We start from the raw sequence: 19019 nt of genomic DNA, 5'->3' as shown, positions 1-19019 counted from the left end.
TCCTTATCGGCCATAGTCGGTCATCGAATAGGGTCGGGCCTTCTTGCCGGTGGCCCAGGCCTTGTTCGGGGTCGCCTGCATGGTGAAGTGGAGCGTGCCGCCGGCACGGATTTCGGCGTCCGTGATATAGGCACGATCCAGCGGTTTGCCGTTCAACGTGACCGTGCCGATATAGCGGTTGGCGTCCGACAGGCCATCCGTCGTCACGGTGAAATGCTGGCCGTTCGGCAGCGCCATGTCCGCGCGATCCACGAAGGGGCGGCCGATCACATATTCGTTGCTGCCCGGTGCGACGGGATAGAAGCCCAAGGCGGTGAAGACCAGCCAGGCCGACATCTGGCCCAGATCGTCATTGCCGGCGAGGCCGTCGGGCGCGGGCTTATATTGGCTCTCGACGATCTGTTTCAGCCGTTCCTGCGTGCGCCAGGGCTGGCCGGCATAATTGTAGAGATAGGCGACATGGTGGCTGGGTTCGTTGCCATGGATATATTGGCCGATCAGACCCGATATATCCTCGGCATGGCTGTAATCGATCTTGCTATTGTCATAGTCGAACATGGCGTCGAGCTTCGCGACGGTCTTTGCGTCGCCGCCCAGCAGGCGGAACAGGCCGGCCTGATCATGGGGCATGAACCAGCTATATTGCCAGGCATTGCCCTCCGTATAGTCGGACCCATAGTTGATGGCGGTGGGGTCGAAGGGGGTGCGGAAGCTGCCGTCCGCCTTGCGCGCGCGCAGGAAACCGGTTTTCGCGTCGAAGCTGTTGCGCCAGTTCCCGGCGCGCTTTTCGAAGCGTTGAGCCGTGGCGCTGTCGCCAAGCTGGCGGGCGAGGCGGGCGATGGTCCAGTCGTCATAGGCATATTCGACCGTCTTGGACGCGGCTTCGGGTTCGCGATCGATGGGGACATAGCCCAGCTTCATATAGTCGCCCAGGCCGCCATAAGGGGCATAGTCGGCGCTGGCGACCATGGCTTTGAGCGCGGCGGCGCAGTCGATGCCCTTGATCCCTTTCAGGCAGGCGTCGGCGATTACGGGCACGGCATGATAGCCGATCATGGTCCAGGTTTCCTTGCCGCCGAACTGCCAGACGGGGAGGATGCCGAAGGGGCTGGTCTTCTGCCCCGCGACCAGCGCGTTCACGAAATCGGCATTCTTCGCTTCCGGCTGGACCAGCGTGAGCAGCGGATGTTCGGCCCGGAACGTGTCCCAGAGCGAGAAAGTGGAGTGCATGGTGAAGCCTTCACCGGCATGGACCTGATCGTCCGGTCCGCGCCAGCGGCCGTCGGCGTCGCTCCAAATGCTAGGGGCCATCAGGCTGTGATAGAGAGCGGTGTAGACGTTGCGGCGCATCGGAGCAGGCGCGGCGATCTTTACAGCGCCCAGGGCTTCGTTCCAGGTGGTACGGGTGCTGGCGCGGATCGTGTCGAAGTCGCCGGCTTCGCTGGTGAGGTTGGCGATGGCGCCGTCCTCATCCACGCCGGACAAGGCGACTTTCACCTCCAGCGGCTTGGCGAGTTGGCCGAAGTCGAGTTGCGCCACCAGCGCGCGACCGGCGAGGGCGTCGAGCGTTTCGGGGCCACGGCCCGGTCCCTTGAACCCCTTGTAGAGGATGTCCTTTTCCGTGCTGACGAATTGATGGCCGGTCAGCGGCGCAGAGAAACGCATCGCAAAGAAGATGCGGCGCGGGGTGGCCCAGCCGCGTATTTCGCGGGAGCCGGTGATGGTGCCATCGGGGCGGATGCGGACCGACGACCAGAGGATCTTGCCGGGATAGTCGTAGATGATCGAGCGCAGGTCCAGCACCAGATGCGCGGCCTTGCCCGCCGGGAAGCTGTAGCGGTGGACGCCGACGCGCGTGCCGGCCGTCAATTCCGCGCGAACGCCGGGATCGGTCAGGGTAACGGCATAATAGCCGGGCGAGGCGACCTCGTCAGCCTTGCGGGAGCGATAGCCGGGCGTCTTGTCGTCGCCGGCCTCCAGCGGGACGCTGTCGCCGCTGACAGGCGTGACGAGGAAATCGCCCAGGTCGCTATGGCCAGCGCCAGAGAAATGAGTGTGGGAGAAGCCGAGGATCGTCGGGTCTTCGTGGCGGTAGCCGGCGGCCCAGTTGTAGGTCTGGCGCGCGGGGCCGACATGGGTGTCGGGCGAAAGCTGGACCATGCCGAAGGGGGCGACCGCGCCTGGGAAGGTGTGGCCTTCGCCCGAGGTGCCGATGAAAGGATCGACGGCCTCGACCGGATCGTCGCTCACGGACGTTTGGGCAGGGCCTTGGGCGAGAAGGGCGGTGCCGGCGAGGAGGCTGGCGGCGATGGCGGTGCGGGCGATGCGGAAGGCGTTCATGGTCCGTGGTTAAATCATGGACGCGGGCATTGGCCAATAGCGCTGATTTTACCGCGCCAAGAAAGGCTGGGGTGGCGGCGGCGCGCGGGATTGTCTAGCGTCCGACTCAGCAATGAAAAGAGCGTTGATCGTCCGTCATGTCCCGCGCGAAGGCGCTGCGGGCTATCTCCAGCCGATAGAGGCTGCCGGTTATCATATCGATCGCATCGATGTGGCCAGCCCCGATTTCGGGCAGGTGGATCTGTGCGATCCCGACCTGCTGATCATGATGGGTGGCCCGATGGGCGTTTATGAGCAGGAATTGCATCCGTGGATTCCGGTGCAGATCGCGAAACTGGCCGATCGGCTGGCGGCGGATCGGCCGACTTTGGGCGTGTGCCTGGGCAGTCAGATGATCGCGGCGGCGCTCGGCGCGCGGGTCTATCCGGGTGGGCATATAGAACTGGGCTTCGCGCCGGTCAGCGTGAACGACGCGGGGGCGGCGTCCCCGTTGCGGCATATCGACGGCGTGCCGATCCTGCATTGGCATAGCGATACGTTCGATTTGCCGGACAATGTGGAACTGCTGGCGTCGACGTCCAAATATGCGCATCAGGCGTTTCGGCGTGGGAGCAATGTGCTGGCGCTGCAATTTCATGCGGAAATGGGCGAAGATCCGCGTTTCGAGGATTGGTTGACGCATTTCTGGGCGGATCTGGATATGGCGCAGCAATGCGGGATCGCTTTGCGGGAGGATCATGGGCTGCATGGGCCGATTGCGGTTGCGGCGGGGCGGGCGATGATCGGCGAATGGCTGGCGGGGATCGAGGTCTAGCTTTTTTCGTCTTTCATCTCTCCTCTGATTTCCTGGATTTTAAGAAAAGTGAGATCCCAGCCTTCGCTGGGATGACGGAGGTTGCTTTTTCATTTGCAGGTCTATTAACTCCTACAAATGATGAGGATGAACTGGAAAGCCAGCCGCCGCGATATGATCGCGGGTGGTATGGCAGGGCTTGCGGCTGCGGGAGCAGTCCGTGCGGGGGCAGCACCGGTGGAGCGGGGTGGGGCGATATTGGCGCCGCGACCGCCGATGGGGTGGAATAGCTGGAACAGCTTTGCCACCACCATTACCGAGCGCCAAGCGCGCGAAACCGCGAAGATCATGGCGGAGAAGCTGCTGCCGTTCGGCTATGATATCTTTACCGTCGATATTCAATGGTATGAACCGGACGCGTCCAGCTACACCTATAATGCCAAGCCCAAGCCGGCGATGGATGGCTATGGCCGGATGATCCCGGCGCCCAATCGCTTTCCGTCCAGTGCCGGGGGCAAGGGGTTCACGCAATTGGCCAAAGAGGTGCATGCGCTGGGCATGCAATTCGGCATCCATGTCATGCGCGGCATTCCGCGCGCGGCGGTGGAGGCGAACCTGCCGATCCTGGGCACCAACTATCGCGCGGCCGATGTGGCGGACAAGAGCAGCATCTGTTCCTGGAACCCCGACATGTATGGAGTCGACATGACGCGGCCGAGCGCGCAGGCCTATTATGACAGCATCTTCCGCCTCTATGCCGACTGGGGCGTCGATTTCGTCAAGATGGACGATATGAGCCGGCCCTATGACGCCCATGCGCCGGAGATCGAGGCGGCACACAAGGCGATCGTCGCGACGGGCCGGCCGATCATCCTGAGCCTGTCGCCGGGGGAGACGCCGGTGATCCGGGGCGATCATGTACGCAAATATGCGCAGATGTGGCGGATTTCCGATGACTTCTGGGATGAATGGGAGATGTTGGAGGCGCAGTTCACCCGGCTGGAGAATTGGACGCCCTATCGCGGGCCGGGGTCCTGGCCGGATGCGGACATGCTGCCGCTGGGGCGGCTGGCGCTGGGCGAGCGCGATACGCGCTTTACCCCGGACGAGCAGAAGACGCTGATGACATTATGGGCGATCGCGCGGTCGCCGCTGATCATGGGGGGCGATTTGCGCCATCTGGATGCGCCGACATTGGCGCTGCTGACCAATAGAGAGGTGATCGCGGTCAATCAGGCGAGCCAGGGCAACTGCCCGCATTTCGTCGAGGATGGCGTGCGGGTCTGGTCGGCGGTGCCGGAGGATGGGAAGGGGCGTTATGTCGCGCTGTTCAACACCGGCGACAAGCCGCGCGAGGTTGGCGTCACGTTGCGCGATCTGGGCGTGGGCGGACCGGTGGCGGTTCGGGACTTGTGGGCCGGTAAGATGCTGGGGCAGCAGGCGGAGCGGGTGTCGGTGATGCTGCCGGCGCATGGGAGCGCATTGTATCGGTTGGGTTGATATAACAGGCTGTTCCCCGGCGCAGGCCGGGGTCCAGTTACGACCGTTGAACTGGACCCCGGCCTGCGCCGGGGAACAACTTTGGTTCTACTTCCGTACCGCCGCGCTTTTGTCGCGGATCGCCTTGAATTCCGATCCGGCTTTCCATTGCGGCCAGCGGGTCGAGTTTGCGAGGTCGCGACCGATGTCGAGCATCAGGTCCACGTCCTGGGCGGCGCCGTCCAGCTTCCATGTATCATCGACGGCGTCGCAGGCCTGATGATAGCATTTGCCGGTATAGGCGTCGATCCACGCCTGGCCCGCGGCGCGGCTGCCCTCCACCATGTCGGATGCGCCGGCCAGGCCCATCATGAGCAATACGGGCACGCCGCGCTTGGCCATGGAGAAATGGTCGGCACGATAGAAGAGGCCGCGTTCAGGCAGGCTTTCCTGCGTGATGACGCGGCCCTGCGCCGTGGCGAATTTGGCCAGATCATCTTCAAGGCTGTTCTGGCCCTTGCCGATCAGGATCACGTCCTTCGCCTTGCCGGCGGTCTGGAGCACGTCGATGGTCAGGTTGGCGACGGTCTTGTCGATCGGATAGACCGGGTTCTGGGCATAATGTTCCGAGCCGAGCAGGCCGCGTTCCTCCGCCGTCCAGGCGGCGAAGACGATCGAACGGTCGGGCGCGGGTGCGGCCTTGAACGCGCGGGCGATTTCGAACAGGCCGGCGAGGCCGAGCGCATCGTCATTGGCGCCGGCGCGGTAGATGCGGCCCCGCGCGTCCGGCTTGCCTTCGCCATAGGCGTCCCAATGGGCGCCATACATCACGGTTTCTTGCGGGCGCTTGGCGCCGGGGATGCGGGCGAGGACGTTGGCGCTCTGCACCACTTCCTGTTTGACCGGGAAGGCGGCGGAGAAGGTCGCGCCCTTCAATTCCACCGGCTTGAACTTGGCGGACCGGGCCTGTTTGCGCAGGGTGGCGAGATCCTGACCGGCGCCGTTGAACAGCGCCTTGGCCGCGTCACCCTCGACCCAGCCCTGGACTTGCAGGCTGGTCAGCTTGTCGGCGGGGCGGACGAGGTCGTAATTTTCGCCGCTGGGGCTGACGACGACGTTCCAGCCATAGCCCGCGCCCGGCGTGTCATGGACGATCAGCGCGCCGATCGCGCCGCGACGGGCCGCTTCCTCGAACTTGTAGGTCCAGCGGCCATAATAGGTCATGGTCTTGCCGCCGAACTTGCCGAACGGGTCTTCGCCCTTGGCGGCCTCGAAATCCGGGTCGTTGATCAGGAAGACGGCGACCTTGCCCTTCAGGTCCGCGCCCTTGAAATCGTCCCAGCCGCGTTCGGGGGCGGAGACGCCATAGCCGACGAAGACCAGCGGCGCGTTGGCGATCGCGACATTGTCCTTGGGCTGGAGGGTGGAGAGATACACCTGCTTGCCGAAGGTCCAGGGGGTGGCGGCGCCATTCTGGGCAACCGAGAGGGTTTGCGACTGGCCGAGGCGGGTGTGGAGCAGGGGCACGGTCTGCACCCACTGACCGTCGGGGCCGCCCGGTTCCAGCCCCAGTTGCTCGAAGCGGGCGACGAGATAGCCGATCGTGCGTTCTTCGCCGATGGTGCCGGGCGCGCGACCCTGAAACAGGTCGGAGGCGAGCGTGCGCACGGACTGTTCGAGGCGGGCCGGTTCGACGGTCTGGGCCTGGGCAGTCAAAGGACAGGAAAGGACGGCGGCGAGGCCAAGGGCCAGAGCGAGGGTGCGTGTGATCATGGACCCGCTCTAACCCCCCGGCGCGATGGGGGAAAGGGCGTTCAGAACTCGGTTTCGAGTTCGATCATCTCATCCGGTTCGGCGCGGGCATCGTCGATCCACTCGCGCATCAGCGACCAGCTGTTGATGGTCTGGCAATAGGCGGCGGTGGCCTGCGATACCGGCACGGCGTAGGTCAGGAAGCGTTGGGCGACCGGCGCGAACATGGCGTCGGCCACCGTCGGTTCGTCGCCGAACAGCCAGGGGCCGCCATAGCTGTCCAGACATTCGGCCCAGATGGTTTCGATCCGCTCGATATCCGGGCGGGCGCCGGGGAAGATCGGGAATTTGCTGTGCCGGACCTTCAGGTTCATCGGCAAGGCGGAGCGGAGGTTGGCGAAGCCGGAATGGATTTCGCCCGATACCGACCGGCAATGGGCGCGCGCCTTCCGATCGGTGGGGTACATGCCGACATTGGGATAGAGTTCGTGCAGATATTCGGCGATGGCCAACGTGTCCCATACGCTGGCGCCCTCATGCGTCAGGCGCGGGACCAGCACGGAGGGGGAGAGGAGGAGCAGTTCGGCGCGATTTTCCGGGTCGTCCAGCGCGATCGTCTGTTCGACGATCCGAAGTCCCGCGAGCCGGCACAAAAGCCAGCCCCGCAGCGACCAGGACGAGTAGTTCTTGCTGGATAAAGTGAGTGTCGCGGCCGCCATGGTGACTCTCCTACGTTAGTCCAAAGTCACATTTATGATGATGCAGCGCAACATAAAAAGCATGTATAGCGTTGCGACAAAATACCGATTCGGATCGCGGCAACAGAATAAGGCTTTTTGGCTATCATGCGCATGCTCTACAGTGGTTATCAGGCCTGGAACGACATGCTGGCCCCAGCGCGGTTCGGCGCGCAGATGGCCCTTGGCCTGCGCGACAAGATGGGACCGATGGCCGATTGGGCGATGCCGCGCCGCATGTTCGCGCTGATGGACGTATTCCAGGGTGCCAAGCTGACCCACAAGCGGCCGGCCTATGAAATCCGTACGGTGACCAGCGGCAATGCCGAAGTGGCGGTGCGCGAAGAAGTCGCGCTGGACCTGCCGTTCGGCGACCTGCTGCATTTCGTGAAGGACGAGGTGGAGGCGGAGCAGCCGCGCGTATTGGTGGTGGCGCCGATGTCCGGCCATTTTTCGACATTGTTGCGCAGCACGGTGCAGACGTTGTTGCGCGACCATGACGTCTATATCACCGACTGGAAGAATGCACGCGACGTGCCGTTGGAAGCCGGGCGCTTCGGTTTCGACGATTATGTCGATTATATCATCCAGTTCCTGCACGAATTGGGCGAGGGCGCGCATCTGGTGTCGGTATGCCAGCCCTGCGTGCCGGCAATGGCGGCCGTCGCGCTGATGTCGGAAGACAAGGACAAGGCGACGCCGCGGTCGATGACGCTGATGGGCGGGCCGATCGACCCCAATGCCGCGCCGACTTCGGTGAACGATCTGGCCAATGAAAAGCCGATCGAATGGTTCGAGGAAAATCTGATTTCCGTCGTACCGTTCCGCTATGCCGGGCGCGGGCGGGAGGTCTATCCGGGCTTCGTGCAACTGTCCGCCTTCATGGCGATGAACATGGAGCGGCATTCGTCGCAGCATCGCGAATTGTATCAGTTGCTGGCCGACGGCAAGACGGTCGAGGCCGACAAGATCAAGAATTTTTACGAGGAATATTTCGCGGTCCTGGACATGACCAAGGAATTTTATCTGGAAACCGTGGACATGGTGTTCCAGCGGACCTTGCTGGCCAAGGGCGAGATGACCGTGCGCGGGCGCAAGGTCAATCCGGGCGCGATCCACAATACCGCGCTGCTGACGGTCGAAGGTGAACGGGACGATGTGTGCGCGGTGGGCCAGACGTCTGCGGCGCATGCGCTGTGCACCGGGCTGCGGCCGCATATGAAGCGCCATCATCTGCAACCGGGCGTGGGCCATTATGGCGTGTTTTCGGGCAGCAAATGGGAAAAGCAGGTCTATCCGCAGGTGCGGAACATGATCCTGGCGATGAACTGAGGCGATGAACTGAGCACCGGGGCCTAACTCTTCTTCCCGTCGATCAGGACGGCCTGCTGCCACTTTCCGGGCGCCTTGTCAGTGCGGTGGATGCAGCCGGGCCAGCAGCAAGGGCGCTTCTTGCCCTCCAGCAATTCTTCGCAGGTGCGGGCGATGCGGCGTGCGCGGGTCTTGGCCTGTTTGGCGTCGTCCACCCAGCAGATGAACTCGTTGCGGCCGAGCGGGGTCAGGCCTTCCCATAGCTGAAGGATGTGCGGGGCCGATCGGAGCGCGGCTTGCAGGTCTTCGGCCGCTTGATGGACCGTGCCATGGGCGAAAGCGTCTGACATATCGTGATTCCCGGTGGTGCCAGCATAGTCTGACCGCGCGTTGGGCGAATGTCCATGGCGGGGCGCTCAGCCCTCCGGACGAGTCCATATCCAGCTGCCGCCGATCAGCGCGGCGGTGATGGGGGCCAGGAACCAGGGCCAAGGGGAGAATATCAGCGCCAATAGGACGCTGAAGGCGAAGGCGCCAAGCGCGGCCTTCTTGCCCCGACGGCTGATTGCGCCATGTTCGCGCCAGCGGCGGATATGCGGGCCGAAATGCTTGTGATCCAGCAGCTTGGCCTCAAGGCGCGGGCTGGAGCGGGCGAAGCAGAAGGCGGCGAGGATCATGAAAGGGACGGTCGGCAGCAGCGGCAGGAAAGCGCCGATCGTGCCGAGGCCGATCGAGAGAAACCCTCCGATGAGATACAGATGCCGCCGCATGGGGTGTCCTGTCGATGGGCTTGCGCCACTATTGCTTCGCAGCTGCGGAGTGGGATGGCAAGGCGGATGTGGGCATGGCGGGGGTCTGGACGGTCATCCCCGCGAAGGCGAGGATCTGTTCCTATGGACCCGTGCAATGCCGTTCCGCAGTCGGCCCGTAGCGGCACTTTGCAGAATGCCCCGCAGCCCGTAAAGGCAGATCATCTGGATTTTGAGTCACAATGAATTATCGCCATTCCTTCCATGCCGGCAACAGCGCCGATGTCGTGAAACACAGCCTCCTGATCGCTTTGGTGCGGGCCTTGCAGTTCAAGGAGGGCGCGCTGACTTTGATCGACACCCATGCCGGCTGCGGGCTGTACGACCTTGGCGGCGATCAAGCGCAACGCACCGGGGAGGCTGTGCAGGGCGTGCTGCGCGCCTTTGCCGACCCGAACCCCTTGCTGGACGATTATCGCGCCGCCGTGCAGGCGGTGAATGCGGGTGACGAACCGCAGCTTTACCCCGGCTCGCCACGGTTTCTGGCGCAGCTTTTGCGCCCGCAGGATGTCCTGATCCTCAACGAAAAGCATCCTGAAGACGCTTATACCCTGCGCGGCGTGATGCGGGACACCGGCGCGGCCGTGCATGAACGCGACGCCTATGAACTATGGCTGGCTATGGTGCCGCCCCGCACCGCGCGCGGCGTGGTTGTGGTCGATCCGCCCTATGAGCAGACGGAAGAACGCGCGCGCATCACCGCCACCCTCGCCGCCGCTCACCGCAAATGGGCGCATGGCGTGACGGTGATCTGGTATCCGTTGAAAGACCAGGCCACGCATTGGAAGTGGAAGCAGCAGTTGCGCAGGATCGGCATCCCGAAATTGCTGCTGGTGGAGCATTGGCTATACGATAGCGAGCAACCCGGCATCTATAACGGCGCGGGCCTCTTCATCGTCAACCCGCCCTACGCTTTTACGCAGGCACTGCCGCCAATGCTGGAAGCCTTGCGCGCTGCGCTGGCGCCCGAAGGACATAGGGGCGAGATCATATCCGGCTGGTTGGGCGATTGAGCTAAATCCTCGCCTCACCCCTATGCCAGAGGGGAAATTGCCGCGCTCCATATAATGTGACTGAGGGCGCCGAGAAAATCCTGCGATACTATGGGTGAAGTAGCGCTGCCGACATGCTAATGGCATGACATGTTTCAAGCACCCGGCCGCAGCGGCACTGTCGAGATCGGCGGATTCAAATATGATTGGGAACTCCTGAGCGAGCCTCAATTATCCTCTTTCGATGGTTGGAAGGGCATGACCGTCTCCCTGCGTCAGAGGGACATGCCCCGCGAAGCCGTGCTGGAATTTCCGACACCCAAGCGCCTGATGAAAGGATTGCCCAAAGGGCGTCTGCACATCAACGATGCGATTGCGTCGCGCGGGGTGCGGGCCGCCTTATCGGCAGGATGGGATCCGTCGTCGCGAGGCAAACCCACGGTTTTCATGGTCGATGCCAATGGTGACTAAGGGGACGTAGATCGTACACCTTCGCCATCACAGATATGGATGGGGTCGGGCGGCATCATGTCATTCGCCCGCTCATGCACCTGGGGAAGTGGGAGGTCGTAGCTGGGTGAGGGGCCGCAAGCTCGCGGCAGTACGTCAATTTTGCGCCGATCCCCCCATCCAACTTCGCCTGGGCTGCTTCGACGCCAAGGCTTCATATCCTTCTCCCTCAAGGGGAGAAGGAAAGTCCGCTTCTGCTTGCTTGCACTTACGCCGCCGGTAGCCTCAGCCGCACCAGCAAGCCGCCCAGATCCTCGCTTTCCTCCAGCGCCACCGCTCCGCCGTAGATTTCGGCGACGTCGCGGACGATGGCCAGGCCGAGGCCGGTGCCGGGCTTGCCGCTGTCCAGACGCACACCCCGATCGAAGATTCGGACGCGGTCGGCCTCCGGTATGCCCATGCCGTCATCCTCGACCTGAATTTCCACCATGCCGCCGGTGCGGGCGACGACCGTGGCGAAGACGCTGCCGCCGCCATATTTGGCCGCGTTCTCGATGAGGTTGCCGAGCATTTCGTCCAGATCCTGCCGCTCGACGCGCACGGCAGCGTCCTTGTCGCCGTCCATGTCGACGCGGGCTTCGGGATAGAGGCGCTGGACGGCGCGCTCGACGGCGGTGAGGCTGGCCCAGACCTCGGCGCGGCTCTGGGCAGCGCCGCGACGGCCGACGGCGCGGGCACGAGCGAGGTGATGGTCGACCTGCCGCCGCATCGTCGTCGCTTCGCGGATCACCGCGTCGCCAAGGTCGGGCGCCTGCGCGGTGGCGGCGTTCATGATGACGGTCAGCGGGGTCTTGAGCGCATGGGCAAGGTTGCCGGCATGGGTGCGCGCTTCCTCCGCCTGCCGCTCATTATGGGCGAGCAGGGCGTTGAGTTCCTCGACCATGGGGAGGACTTCGGCGGGCATGGGTTCGGTGACGCGGCTTTTTTCGCCGCCGCGCATCTTGATGATTTCCAGCCGCACCTTGCGCAGGGGGCGCAGGCCATAGATGGTCTGGAGCGTCGCCAGCATGAACAGGCCGAGCGCCAGGAGCGCGAAACTGTTGAACAAAGTGGTGCGTAGCGTCCGGATCTGCCCATCCAGTCCTTCGCGCGCCTGCGCCACCATGAACAGCCAGCGCGTGTCGGAGCCGGGCAGGATGACGGTGCGTTCCATGATGCGCAAATCCTCGCCGGGGAATTGCTTGCTGTCATAGGTGTGGAGATGGCGGTCGTGATGCTGCGCCGGTGCCTTGAGCGCGCGGTCCCACAGCGAGCGGGAGCGCCAGTCTTCATGCCCCTTCGCGCTGATCTGATAATAGAGGCCGCTGCTGGGTTCCAGGAAGCGCTGGTCGGCCAGCTCGCGGTTGAAGAGGACTTCGCCGTCCGGGCCGATTTCCGACGCCGCGATCATCGCGGTCAGCACATAATTCATGCCGTCGTCGAAATTGCGGGTGATCGCGTCGGCCAGCACCCGGTCCAGCGCCACGCCGCCGCCGATCAGCAACACGCTGATCCACAGCGCGGCGATGCCGATCATCCGCCGGCTGATGGAGCCGGTGGAGCGGACGGGGGGAGGGGATTGGTTGTCCATCTGGACCTGACTTACACCCGTTCGTTTCGAGCGTGTCGACAAACGAGAAGCGCAATACTTGCCGCTTCTCGACTTCGCTCGAAGCGAACGAAGGTGGGTGCCGTTTCGATCAGCGCCCCGGCTCGTCCAGGCTGTAGCCAAGGCCGCGGATGGTGGTGATGACGTCGGCGCCGAGTTTCTTGCGGATACGCGTCACGAACACTTCGATCGTGTTGGAATCGCGGTCGAAATCCTGATCGTAAATATGTTCGATCAATTCGGTGCGGCTGACCACCTTGCCCTTGTGATGGAGCAGGTAGGAGAGCAGCTTATATTCCTGCGCGGTGAGCTTGACCGGGTCTCCGCCCAACGTGACCTTGCCCGAACGGGTGTCGAGGCGGACGTCGCCGGCGGTCAGTTCGCTTGATGCATTACCCGATGCGCGACGGATGAGGGCGCGCAGGCGGGCGATGAGTTCTTCGCTCTGGAAGGGTTTGGCGAGATAATCGTCGGCGCCCGCATCCAGCCCGGCGACCTTGTCCGACCAGCTATCGCGCGCGGTGAGGACGAGGACCGGGAAGCTGCGGCCTTCCTTGCGCCAGCGGTCGAGCACGGTGAGGCCGTCGATGGTGGGCAGGCCAAGGTCGAGCACGACCGCGTCATAGCTTTCGGTAGCACCCAGGAAATGGCCGTCTTCGCCGTCTGTGGCGAGGTCCACGGCATAGCCCGCGCCTTCCAGCGTGTTCCTGAGCTGCTGGCCCAGATTCGGTTCATCCTCGACGATCAGCAGGCGCATGGGGCTTTTGTCCGTTTCTATTATGCGTTGAGTCTAAAGGCGGGCGCGGGTCAGCGCGCCATGCCGATGATATCGCCGGTCCGGCCGTCGGCATCAACCCATACGACCTTGCCGTCCTTCACATATTTCAGGCGGTAGCGGTTGGAGGAGGGGTTGAATTCGCTGCCGACATAGGAGGCGCCATCGACCGCCGCATCGACGCGGCGCTTGATCATGGCGAAGGGCATGACCTGCCCGTCCAGCATCGCGCGGCGCGCGGCATCCTGCTCGTCGCGGCGATTGCCCGCGTCGGCGGCGGGAATCGCCACCGAAAGGGCAAGGGCTGCCGTGATCGCAGCGACCAGAGAGCGGGGCAGGCTGTTCCACTTCATATTCATGGGCATGGCATAGGTGAATGGCATTGAACAGGTGGTGAATGGCGGGAATATGAACAGAAAAGGCGACGATGCACAAACATCGCCGCCTTTTCCAAATGTCCGTCACTCCCGCGAAGGCGGGAATAACGTTTAAGGTTTAGCGCCGTTTCTTACTTTTCCAGCGCATATTGCACCGTCAGCGTGACGGACGCGCTGACCTGGCCGGGTTCGACCGGGGTGACGGGAGCGGCATCCGCCTTGAAGCGCGCGCTCTGCATCATCGGCATGGGCGGTTGGCCGCCGCTGTTGCTTTCCGCGATCGAAATCAGCCGCGCGGTGCGATAGCCCGCCGCCTGGGCGTAGAAATCGGCCTGCGTCTTGGCGCTCTTGAGCGCGGTGCCGCGGGCCTGCTGGATCAACGGAGAGGGATCTTCGATCGAGAAGCTGGGGCCGTTGATGTTGGTGGCACCGGCGGCGACGAAGGCGTCGAGCGAGGCGCCGACCTTCTTGATGTCGCGCAGCTTCACGGTCAGCTGGTTGGACGCTTCGTAACCGATGAAGCGCGGCCCTTCCGGCTGGCCGTCGCGGTTGCTGTAATCATATTGGGCGGAAAGGTTGATGCCGCTGGTCTGGATGTCCTTTTTCGCGATGCCGACCTTGGCCAGGGCGGCGATCAGCTTTTCGGTCTTGGCGGCATTGTCCTGCATGGCGGCCTGCGCCGTCTGGGCGCGGGTCTGGACGCCGGTGCCGACGGTCGCGATGTTCGGCGCGGCCTCGACGCTTTCGGTGACGTTCAATGTCACGACCGGCGCCGTCTCGGCGATGGTGACGCTGGTCTGGGCGACAGCCGCGATCGGAAGGGCGGCGGCGCCGAGCGCCATCAGGGCGAGAGCGGATTTCATGGACGTTTCTCCTCTGTAAGTCCTTGCACCCGTTTTGGCCGGGGTGCGATGAATGGACGCTGTCCTGCGTTGAAAGCCGTCTGAAAGCTTTCCGGTTCCGGTCTTGCTCATCAGCGTAGGAGCGCTTAGCTGCACCTTCATGGCAGCTCCTATTCTCTCGTTCGAAAATCTTGGCCTTTCGCAAGGCTCCCACTGGCTGTTTCGCGGCCTGAATATCGCCGTCGGCGCGCGCGATCGGCTGGCGCTGATCGGCCGCAATGGCGTGGGCAAGACGACGCTGCTGAAATTGCTGGGCGGGCAGATCGAGGCGGATGAGGGCGTGCGGTCGGTGCAGCCGGGCGCGCGGGTCATTACGCTGGAGCAGGATCCGGACGTTACGCCGTTCAAGACGCTGCATGATTTCGCGCTGGCAGGCGAGTTCGCGCCACCCGCGCATGAGGTGGAGGCGATCGCCGATCAACTGGGCATCGACCTCAGCCGCGAAGCGAAGACGGCGAGCGGGGGCGAGCGGCGCCGCGCCGCCATCGCCCGCGCGCTGGCGAGCGAGCCGGACCTGCTGCTGCTGGACGAGCCGACCAACCATCTGGACATCGCCGCGATCGACTGGATCGAAAACTGGATGGCGCGTTATAGCGGCGCCTTCATCGTCATCAGCCATGACCGCGCCTTCCTGACGCGGCTGACCCGCCAGACCCTGTGGCTGGACCGGGGCCAGATGCGCCGCAACGAAATCGGCTTCGGCGGGTTCGAACAGTGGATGGAAGCGGTCTATGCCGAAGAGGCGCGGGCGGCGGAAAAGCTGGACGCGAAGCTGAAGATCGAGGCGCACTGGCTGGAACGCGGCGTCACCGCGCGGCGCAAGCGCAATCAAGGGCGGCTCGCCAAGCTGTGGGAAATGCGCGAAACGCGCGCGGCGATGCAGGGGCCGCAGGGCACCGCCAAGATCGCGGTGGCGAGCGACGACAGCAAGACCAAGAGCGTCATCAAGGTCGAGCATGTCACCAAGACATTCGGTGAGCGCACGATCATCGACGACCTGTCGATCCGTGTGCAGCGCGGCGACCGGATCGGCATCGTGGGCGGCAATGGCGCGGGCAAGTCCACCTTGCTGAAGCTGCTGACCGGCGAACTGGCGCCCGATAGCGGCAGCGTGACGCTGGCCAAGACGCTGGACATGATCTTCATCGACCAGCAGCGCAGCCTGATGCAGGGCGACAAGACGGTGCGCGATGTGCTGGCCGAAGGCGGCGACTGGATAGACGTACGCGGGGTGCGCAAGCATATCCATGGGTACCTCAAGGACTTTCTGTTCGACCCGTCTCTGGCGGAGGCGAAGGTCGCGACATTGTCCGGCGGGGAGCGCTCGCGGCTGTTGTTCGCGCGGGAATTTGCGCGCGAATCCAACCTGCTGGTGCTGGACGAGCCGACCAACGACCTGGACCTGGAAACGCTGGACCTGTTGCAGGAAGTGATCGCGGATTATGACGGGACGGTGTTGATCGTCAGCCATGACCGTGACTTTCTGGATCGTACGGTCACGGTGACTTTGGGGCTGGATGGCACCGGGGTCGTGGATGTGATCGTGGGCGGCTATGCCGACTGGATCAACAAGCGCGACCCGCGCAAGGCCGCGAAGATCGAGAAGAAGGAAGCCGCGCCGCCTCCGCCGCCAAAGCCCGTGTCGGCCAAGCTGACCTATAAGGATCAGCGCGATCTGGACCTGCTGCCCAAGCGGATCGAGGAGCTGGAAGCGGCGATCCTGCGCGACGAGGAAGCGCTGGCCGATCCGGTGCTTTATACGAAAGATCCAAAGAGGTTCGCGGCGCTGACCGGGGCGATCGAAAAGGCGCGCGCCGACAAGGATGCGGCCGAGGAGCGCTGGCTGGAACTGGCGGAGAAGGCCGAGGGGCTGGCGGGGTAAACTCTCGCTCATATCCCCCGTTCGGATTGAGCAACTGGCGTCAACAGCTTGGTGGTAAAGGGAAGCCCATGGACACGCAAAACACGCCGATCCCCCATCATGCGGTCCATTATGTCAACCGGGTCGGCTGGCTGCGCGCGGCGGTGCTGGGGGCGAATGACGGGATCGTGTCGACCGCCAGCCTGATGACCGGGATCGCCGCATCGGGGGCGGGATCGCAGTCGATCCTGCTGTCGGGCGTGGCGGCTTTGGTGGCGGGCGCCATGTCGATGGCGGCGGGCGAATATGTGTCCGTCAGCGCGCAGTCCGATACAGAACGCGCGGACCTTGCCAAGGAAGAAAAGGCGTTGCGGACCCAGCCCCATGCCGAATGGGTGGAGTTGCGCGACATCTATGTCGATCGTGGGCTGACGCCGGATCTGGCAGGGCAGGTGGCCGAGCAGTTGATGGCCGCCGATGCGCTGGGCGCCCATGCGCGCGACGAACTGGGCATTTCCGATTCTGTTACGGCGCGACCGGTGCAGGCGGCGCTGGCGTCTGCCGCGAGTTTCGCCGCTGGCGCTGCGCCGCCGGTGGTGGCGGCCGGGCTGACGACGGCGGAGAGTGCGATCCCGGCGATCGTGGGCATGTGCCTGCTTTGCCTCATTATATTGGGCTATGCCGGCGCGAAGCTGGGCGGGGCGAAGCCGTTGCGGTCGATCGTGCGGACGCTTTTCTGGGGTGTGCTGGCGATGGCGATCACGGCGGGTGCGGGGCATCTGTTCGGCGCGGCGATTTGATGCCAAGGTCCGGCGCAACCTGATTCCCACAAGGAGACGCCCCATGACCGATATCCAGCAGATCCCGCTCAAGACCATCAAGGGGGCGGACGCCAGCCTGGCCGACTATGCGGGCAAGGTTGTGCTGGCGGTCAATGTGGCGTCCAAATGCGGCCTGACCCCGCAATATGAGGGGCTGGAAAAGCTCTATGCCGAATATCAGGACAAGGGATTGGTGGTCGCCGGCTTTCCCACCAATGATTTCGGCGCGCAGGAGCCGGGCAGCAATGACGAGATCGCGACCTTCTGCACCACCAATTTCGGCGTCGAATTTCCGATGTTCGAGAAGATCGTCGTTACCGGGCCGGACAAGCATCCGCTCTATGCCGCGCTGACCAGCGCGCAGCCCGATGCGCAGGGCGATGGCGCGGCGTTTCGCGAGAAGCTGACCGGCTATGGCATCACGCCCAATCCGGAGCCGGAAGTGCTGTGGAATTTCGAGAAATTCCTGATCGCCAAGGATGGCCGCGTGGCCGCCCGCTTTGCGCCGACCACCGCGCCCGACGATGCGGCGCTGGTCGCGGCGATCGAGGCGGAACTCGCCAAGTGATGGTGCGGAGTCTGATTGCAAGCGCGCTGCTGCTGGGTGGCGCGCCGATGGCGCATGCGGCGCTCAGCCCGGCGGAGCAGAAGATCGGCGCGACCGTGGAGGCGGGCTATGAACCGTCGGTCGGCTTGCTGGAAAAGCTGGTCAACCAGAATAGCGGGTCGATGAACCTGGCGGGCGTGAAGGCGGTGGCCGACATGCTGCGGCCCGAATTCGAAGCGCTGGGCTTTGCCGTGACGTGGAAGCCGATGGATGCGGCCAAGCGCGCGGGCCACCTGGTCGCGGTGCACAAGGGCAAGACGGGCAGCACGAAAATGCTGCTGATCGGGCATCTGGATACTGTGTTCGAGCCGGATTCGCCGGTCCAGAAATTCGTCCGTGAGGGAGATTTTGCGCGCGGTCCGGGCGTCGCGGATGACAAGGGTGGCGTGGTGACGATGATCCTCGCGCTGAAGGCCATGCAGGCGGCCGGGACGCTGAAGGGCGCCAATATCGAAGTGGTGCTGACCGGGGACGAGGAGGATTCGGGCGATCCGGTGGAGATAGCGCGGGCCGATCTGGTTGCTGCTGGCAAGCGGGCCGATGTGGCGCTCGACTTCGAGGGGCTGAGCCAGGAGGGCGGCAAGGATATGGGGTCGATCGCCCGCCGCTCCTCCAATAACTGGACGCTGACCACGACGGCCAAGTCGGGCCATAGTTCGGGCATCTTTTCCGCCGAAGCGGGGGATGGCGCGGTCTATGAGCTGGCGCGGATATTGGTCGCCTTCCGCAAGGAATTGCCGGAGCCGAACCTGACCTTCAACGCCGGGCTGATCGGCGGCGGGCAGAGCGCGGAGATCGACAAGGACGGCGTGCGCATCGCAGTGACGGGCAAGACCAATATCATTCCGTCGATCGCGGTGGCGAAGGGGGATTTTCGCACGTTGAGCGAAGAGCAGACGCAGCGTGTGCGGGGCAAGATGCAGGGAATCGTAGACCGCGAGCATTTGAACGGCACGTCGGCGAAGATCGCTTTCGATCAGGGCTATCCGTCCATGGCCCCGACCGAGGGTAACAAGACGCTGCTGGGCAAGTTGAACGGCATCAATCGCGACCTTGGCCTGCCGGAAATGGCGGCGCTCGATCCGTTGAAGCGCGGTGCGGGCGATATCAGCTTCGTGGCGGCCGATACGGACGGGCTGGTGGGGCTGGGTCTGGCGTCCAGCGGCGACCATAGCCCGGCGGAAAAGGCCGACCTTTCCACCATGAAGCGCCAGGCGAAGCGCGCTGCGATATTGATGAGCCGGCTGGCGGCGGAGAAGGGACGGAAATAGGGGGGGCTTTCGTGTCCCGCGCTCAAGATAATATGTTCCCCGGCGCAGGCCGGGGTCCAGGTCTGCGCGCGGAATCTGGACCCCGGCCTGCGCC

At 63.9% G+C, this 19019-nt stretch carries 18 protein-coding genes; 9 read left to right on the top strand and 9 right to left on the bottom strand.

Annotation, left to right across the window (positions count from 1 at the left end; all coding sequences use genetic code 11):
* Positions 1-3 precede the first annotated feature (3 nt).
* Positions 4-2340 (bottom strand): GH92 family glycosyl hydrolase, encoded by a 2337-nt coding sequence (locus F4U94_RS18335; RefSeq protein WP_120250445.1) that lies wholly within the window; start codon positions 2338-2340, stop codon positions 4-6.
* 112 nt (positions 2341-2452) lie between these two features.
* On the opposite strand from F4U94_RS18335, the gene F4U94_RS18330 reads away from it, so the two are divergent.
* Both F4U94_RS18330 and F4U94_RS18325 read left to right on the top strand, forming a co-directional pair.
* On the top strand, positions 2453-3154 hold the full coding sequence (locus tag F4U94_RS18330) for a glutamine amidotransferase (RefSeq protein ID WP_120250444.1): 702 nt from the start codon (positions 2453-2455) through the stop codon (positions 3152-3154).
* 126 nt (positions 3155-3280) lie between these two features.
* Entirely contained in the window at positions 3281-4633 is a 1353-nt protein-coding gene (locus F4U94_RS18325; protein ID WP_120250443.1) for a glycoside hydrolase family 27 protein, read from the top strand.
* A gap of 87 nt (positions 4634-4720) precedes the next feature.
* On the opposite strand, the gene F4U94_RS18320 is transcribed toward F4U94_RS18325, so the two are convergent.
* Positions 4721-6385: a M28 family metallopeptidase gene (locus F4U94_RS18320; protein ID WP_120250442.1), complete on the bottom strand. Its 1665-nt coding sequence runs from the start codon at positions 6383-6385 to the stop codon at positions 4721-4723.
* A 41-nt stretch (positions 6386-6426) separates the two neighbouring features.
* The gene (locus F4U94_RS18315) at positions 6427-7083 is read right to left on the bottom strand and encodes a glutathione S-transferase (RefSeq protein WP_120250441.1); all 657 of its coding nucleotides are present in this window, start codon (positions 7081-7083) and stop codon (positions 6427-6429) included.
* Between the two features lie 126 nt (positions 7084-7209).
* Here F4U94_RS18315 and F4U94_RS18310 point away from each other — a divergent pair, with 126 nt between their 5' ends.
* Positions 7210-8433: a polyhydroxyalkanoate depolymerase gene (locus tag F4U94_RS18310; RefSeq protein WP_120250440.1), complete on the top strand. Its 1224-nt coding sequence runs from the start codon at positions 7210-7212 to the stop codon at positions 8431-8433.
* Between the two features lie 23 nt (positions 8434-8456).
* Here F4U94_RS18310 and F4U94_RS18305 read toward each other — a convergent pair whose 3' ends face one another.
* Both F4U94_RS18305 and F4U94_RS18300 read right to left on the bottom strand, forming a co-directional pair.
* Positions 8457-8762: a YdeI/OmpD-associated family protein gene (locus F4U94_RS18305; RefSeq protein WP_120250439.1), complete on the bottom strand. Its 306-nt coding sequence runs from the start codon at positions 8760-8762 to the stop codon at positions 8457-8459.
* A gap of 66 nt (positions 8763-8828) precedes the next feature.
* A complete protein-coding gene (locus tag F4U94_RS18300; protein ID WP_120250438.1) occupies positions 8829-9182 on the bottom strand; it encodes a YbaN family protein in 354 nt (117 codons plus the stop codon).
* A 221-nt stretch (positions 9183-9403) separates the two neighbouring features.
* Here F4U94_RS18300 and F4U94_RS18295 point away from each other — a divergent pair, with 221 nt between their 5' ends.
* Entirely contained in the window at positions 9404-10234 is an 831-nt protein-coding gene (locus F4U94_RS18295) for a 23S rRNA (adenine(2030)-N(6))-methyltransferase RlmJ (RefSeq protein ID WP_120250437.1), read from the top strand.
* 129 nt (positions 10235-10363) lie between these two features.
* Entirely contained in the window at positions 10364-10684 is a 321-nt protein-coding gene (locus F4U94_RS18290; RefSeq protein WP_120250436.1) for a hypothetical protein, read from the top strand.
* A gap of 247 nt (positions 10685-10931) precedes the next feature.
* Here F4U94_RS18290 and F4U94_RS18285 read toward each other — a convergent pair whose 3' ends face one another.
* The 4 genes from F4U94_RS18285 to F4U94_RS18265 all read right to left on the bottom strand — a co-directional run bounded on the left by F4U94_RS18285 (position 10932) and on the right by F4U94_RS18265 (position 14326).
* Positions 10932-12239 carry a sensor histidine kinase gene (locus tag F4U94_RS18285; protein WP_150412126.1) on the bottom strand — a complete coding sequence of 436 codons (1308 nt, stop codon included), beginning with the start codon at positions 12237-12239 and terminating at the stop codon, positions 10932-10934.
* Between the two features lie 163 nt (positions 12240-12402).
* On the bottom strand, positions 12403-13068 hold the full coding sequence (locus F4U94_RS18275; RefSeq protein ID WP_120250434.1) for a response regulator transcription factor: 666 nt from the start codon (positions 13066-13068) through the stop codon (positions 12403-12405).
* 50 nt (positions 13069-13118) lie between these two features.
* Positions 13119-13469 carry a hypothetical protein gene (locus F4U94_RS18270; protein ID WP_120250433.1) on the bottom strand — a complete coding sequence of 117 codons (351 nt, stop codon included), beginning with the start codon at positions 13467-13469 and terminating at the stop codon, positions 13119-13121.
* Positions 13470-13594: 125 nt separating this feature from the next.
* Complete coding sequence (locus F4U94_RS18265; protein ID WP_120250432.1) at positions 13595-14326, bottom strand: SIMPL domain-containing protein; 732 nt, start codon at positions 14324-14326, stop codon at positions 13595-13597.
* Positions 14327-14465: 139 nt separating this feature from the next.
* On the opposite strand from F4U94_RS18265, the gene F4U94_RS18260 reads away from it, so the two are divergent.
* From F4U94_RS18260 to F4U94_RS18245, 4 genes are all read left to right on the top strand, one after another.
* Entirely contained in the window at positions 14466-16247 is a 1782-nt protein-coding gene (locus tag F4U94_RS18260) for an ABC-F family ATP-binding cassette domain-containing protein (RefSeq protein WP_120250431.1), read from the top strand.
* 68 nt (positions 16248-16315) lie between these two features.
* A complete protein-coding gene (locus tag F4U94_RS18255) occupies positions 16316-17026 on the top strand; it encodes a VIT1/CCC1 transporter family protein (protein WP_120250430.1) in 711 nt (236 codons plus the stop codon).
* A gap of 43 nt (positions 17027-17069) precedes the next feature.
* Positions 17070-17615, top strand: coding sequence for a glutathione peroxidase (locus F4U94_RS18250; RefSeq protein ID WP_120250429.1), 546 nt, complete (start codon positions 17070-17072; stop codon positions 17613-17615).
* On the top strand, positions 17615-18925 hold the full coding sequence (locus F4U94_RS18245) for a M20/M25/M40 family metallo-hydrolase (protein WP_120250428.1): 1311 nt from the start codon (positions 17615-17617) through the stop codon (positions 18923-18925). The genes F4U94_RS18250 and F4U94_RS18245 overlap by 1 nt, the downstream gene beginning before the upstream one ends.
* Positions 18926-19019: the final 94 nt, after the last annotated feature.

The sequence above is a fragment of the Sphingobium limneticum genome (genome assembly GCF_008710155.1).
Taxonomy (GTDB): Bacteria; Pseudomonadota; Alphaproteobacteria; order Sphingomonadales; family Sphingomonadaceae; genus Sphingobium; species Sphingobium limneticum.
This window is presented reverse-complemented; position numbering and strand designations above follow the sequence as displayed.

Coding starts and splice junctions, on each gene's coding strand:
- F4U94_RS18335 (WP_120250445.1), bottom strand. CDS start 2,340: ATGAACGCCTTCCGCATCGCCCGCACCGCCATCGCCGCCAGCCTCCTC.
- F4U94_RS18330 (WP_120250444.1), top strand. CDS start 2,453: ATGAAAAGAGCGTTGATCGTCCGTCATGTCCCGCGCGAAGGCGCTGCG.
- F4U94_RS18325 (WP_120250443.1), top strand. CDS start 3,281: ATGAACTGGAAAGCCAGCCGCCGCGATATGATCGCGGGTGGTATGGCA.
- F4U94_RS18320 (WP_120250442.1), bottom strand. CDS start 6,385: ATGATCACACGCACCCTCGCTCTGGCCCTTGGCCTCGCCGCCGTCCTT.
- F4U94_RS18315 (WP_120250441.1), bottom strand. CDS start 7,083: ATGGCGGCCGCGACACTCACTTTATCCAGCAAGAACTACTCGTCCTGG.
- F4U94_RS18310 (WP_120250440.1), top strand. CDS start 7,210: ATGCGCATGCTCTACAGTGGTTATCAGGCCTGGAACGACATGCTGGCC.
- F4U94_RS18305 (WP_120250439.1), bottom strand. CDS start 8,762: ATGTCAGACGCTTTCGCCCATGGCACGGTCCATCAAGCGGCCGAAGAC.
- F4U94_RS18300 (WP_120250438.1), bottom strand. CDS start 9,182: ATGCGGCGGCATCTGTATCTCATCGGAGGGTTTCTCTCGATCGGCCTC.
- F4U94_RS18295 (WP_120250437.1), top strand. CDS start 9,404: ATGAATTATCGCCATTCCTTCCATGCCGGCAACAGCGCCGATGTCGTG.
- F4U94_RS18290 (WP_120250436.1), top strand. CDS start 10,364: ATGTTTCAAGCACCCGGCCGCAGCGGCACTGTCGAGATCGGCGGATTC.
- F4U94_RS18285 (WP_150412126.1), bottom strand. CDS start 12,239: ATGATCGGCATCGCCGCGCTGTGGATCAGCGTGTTGCTGATCGGCGGC.
- F4U94_RS18275 (WP_120250434.1), bottom strand. CDS start 13,068: ATGCGCCTGCTGATCGTCGAGGATGAACCGAATCTGGGCCAGCAGCTC.
- F4U94_RS18270 (WP_120250433.1), bottom strand. CDS start 13,469: ATGCCATTCACCTATGCCATGCCCATGAATATGAAGTGGAACAGCCTG.
- F4U94_RS18265 (WP_120250432.1), bottom strand. CDS start 14,326: ATGAAATCCGCTCTCGCCCTGATGGCGCTCGGCGCCGCCGCCCTTCCG.
- F4U94_RS18260 (WP_120250431.1), top strand. CDS start 14,466: ATGGCAGCTCCTATTCTCTCGTTCGAAAATCTTGGCCTTTCGCAAGGC.
- F4U94_RS18255 (WP_120250430.1), top strand. CDS start 16,316: ATGGACACGCAAAACACGCCGATCCCCCATCATGCGGTCCATTATGTC.
- F4U94_RS18250 (WP_120250429.1), top strand. CDS start 17,070: ATGACCGATATCCAGCAGATCCCGCTCAAGACCATCAAGGGGGCGGAC.
- F4U94_RS18245 (WP_120250428.1), top strand. CDS start 17,615: ATGGTGCGGAGTCTGATTGCAAGCGCGCTGCTGCTGGGTGGCGCGCCG.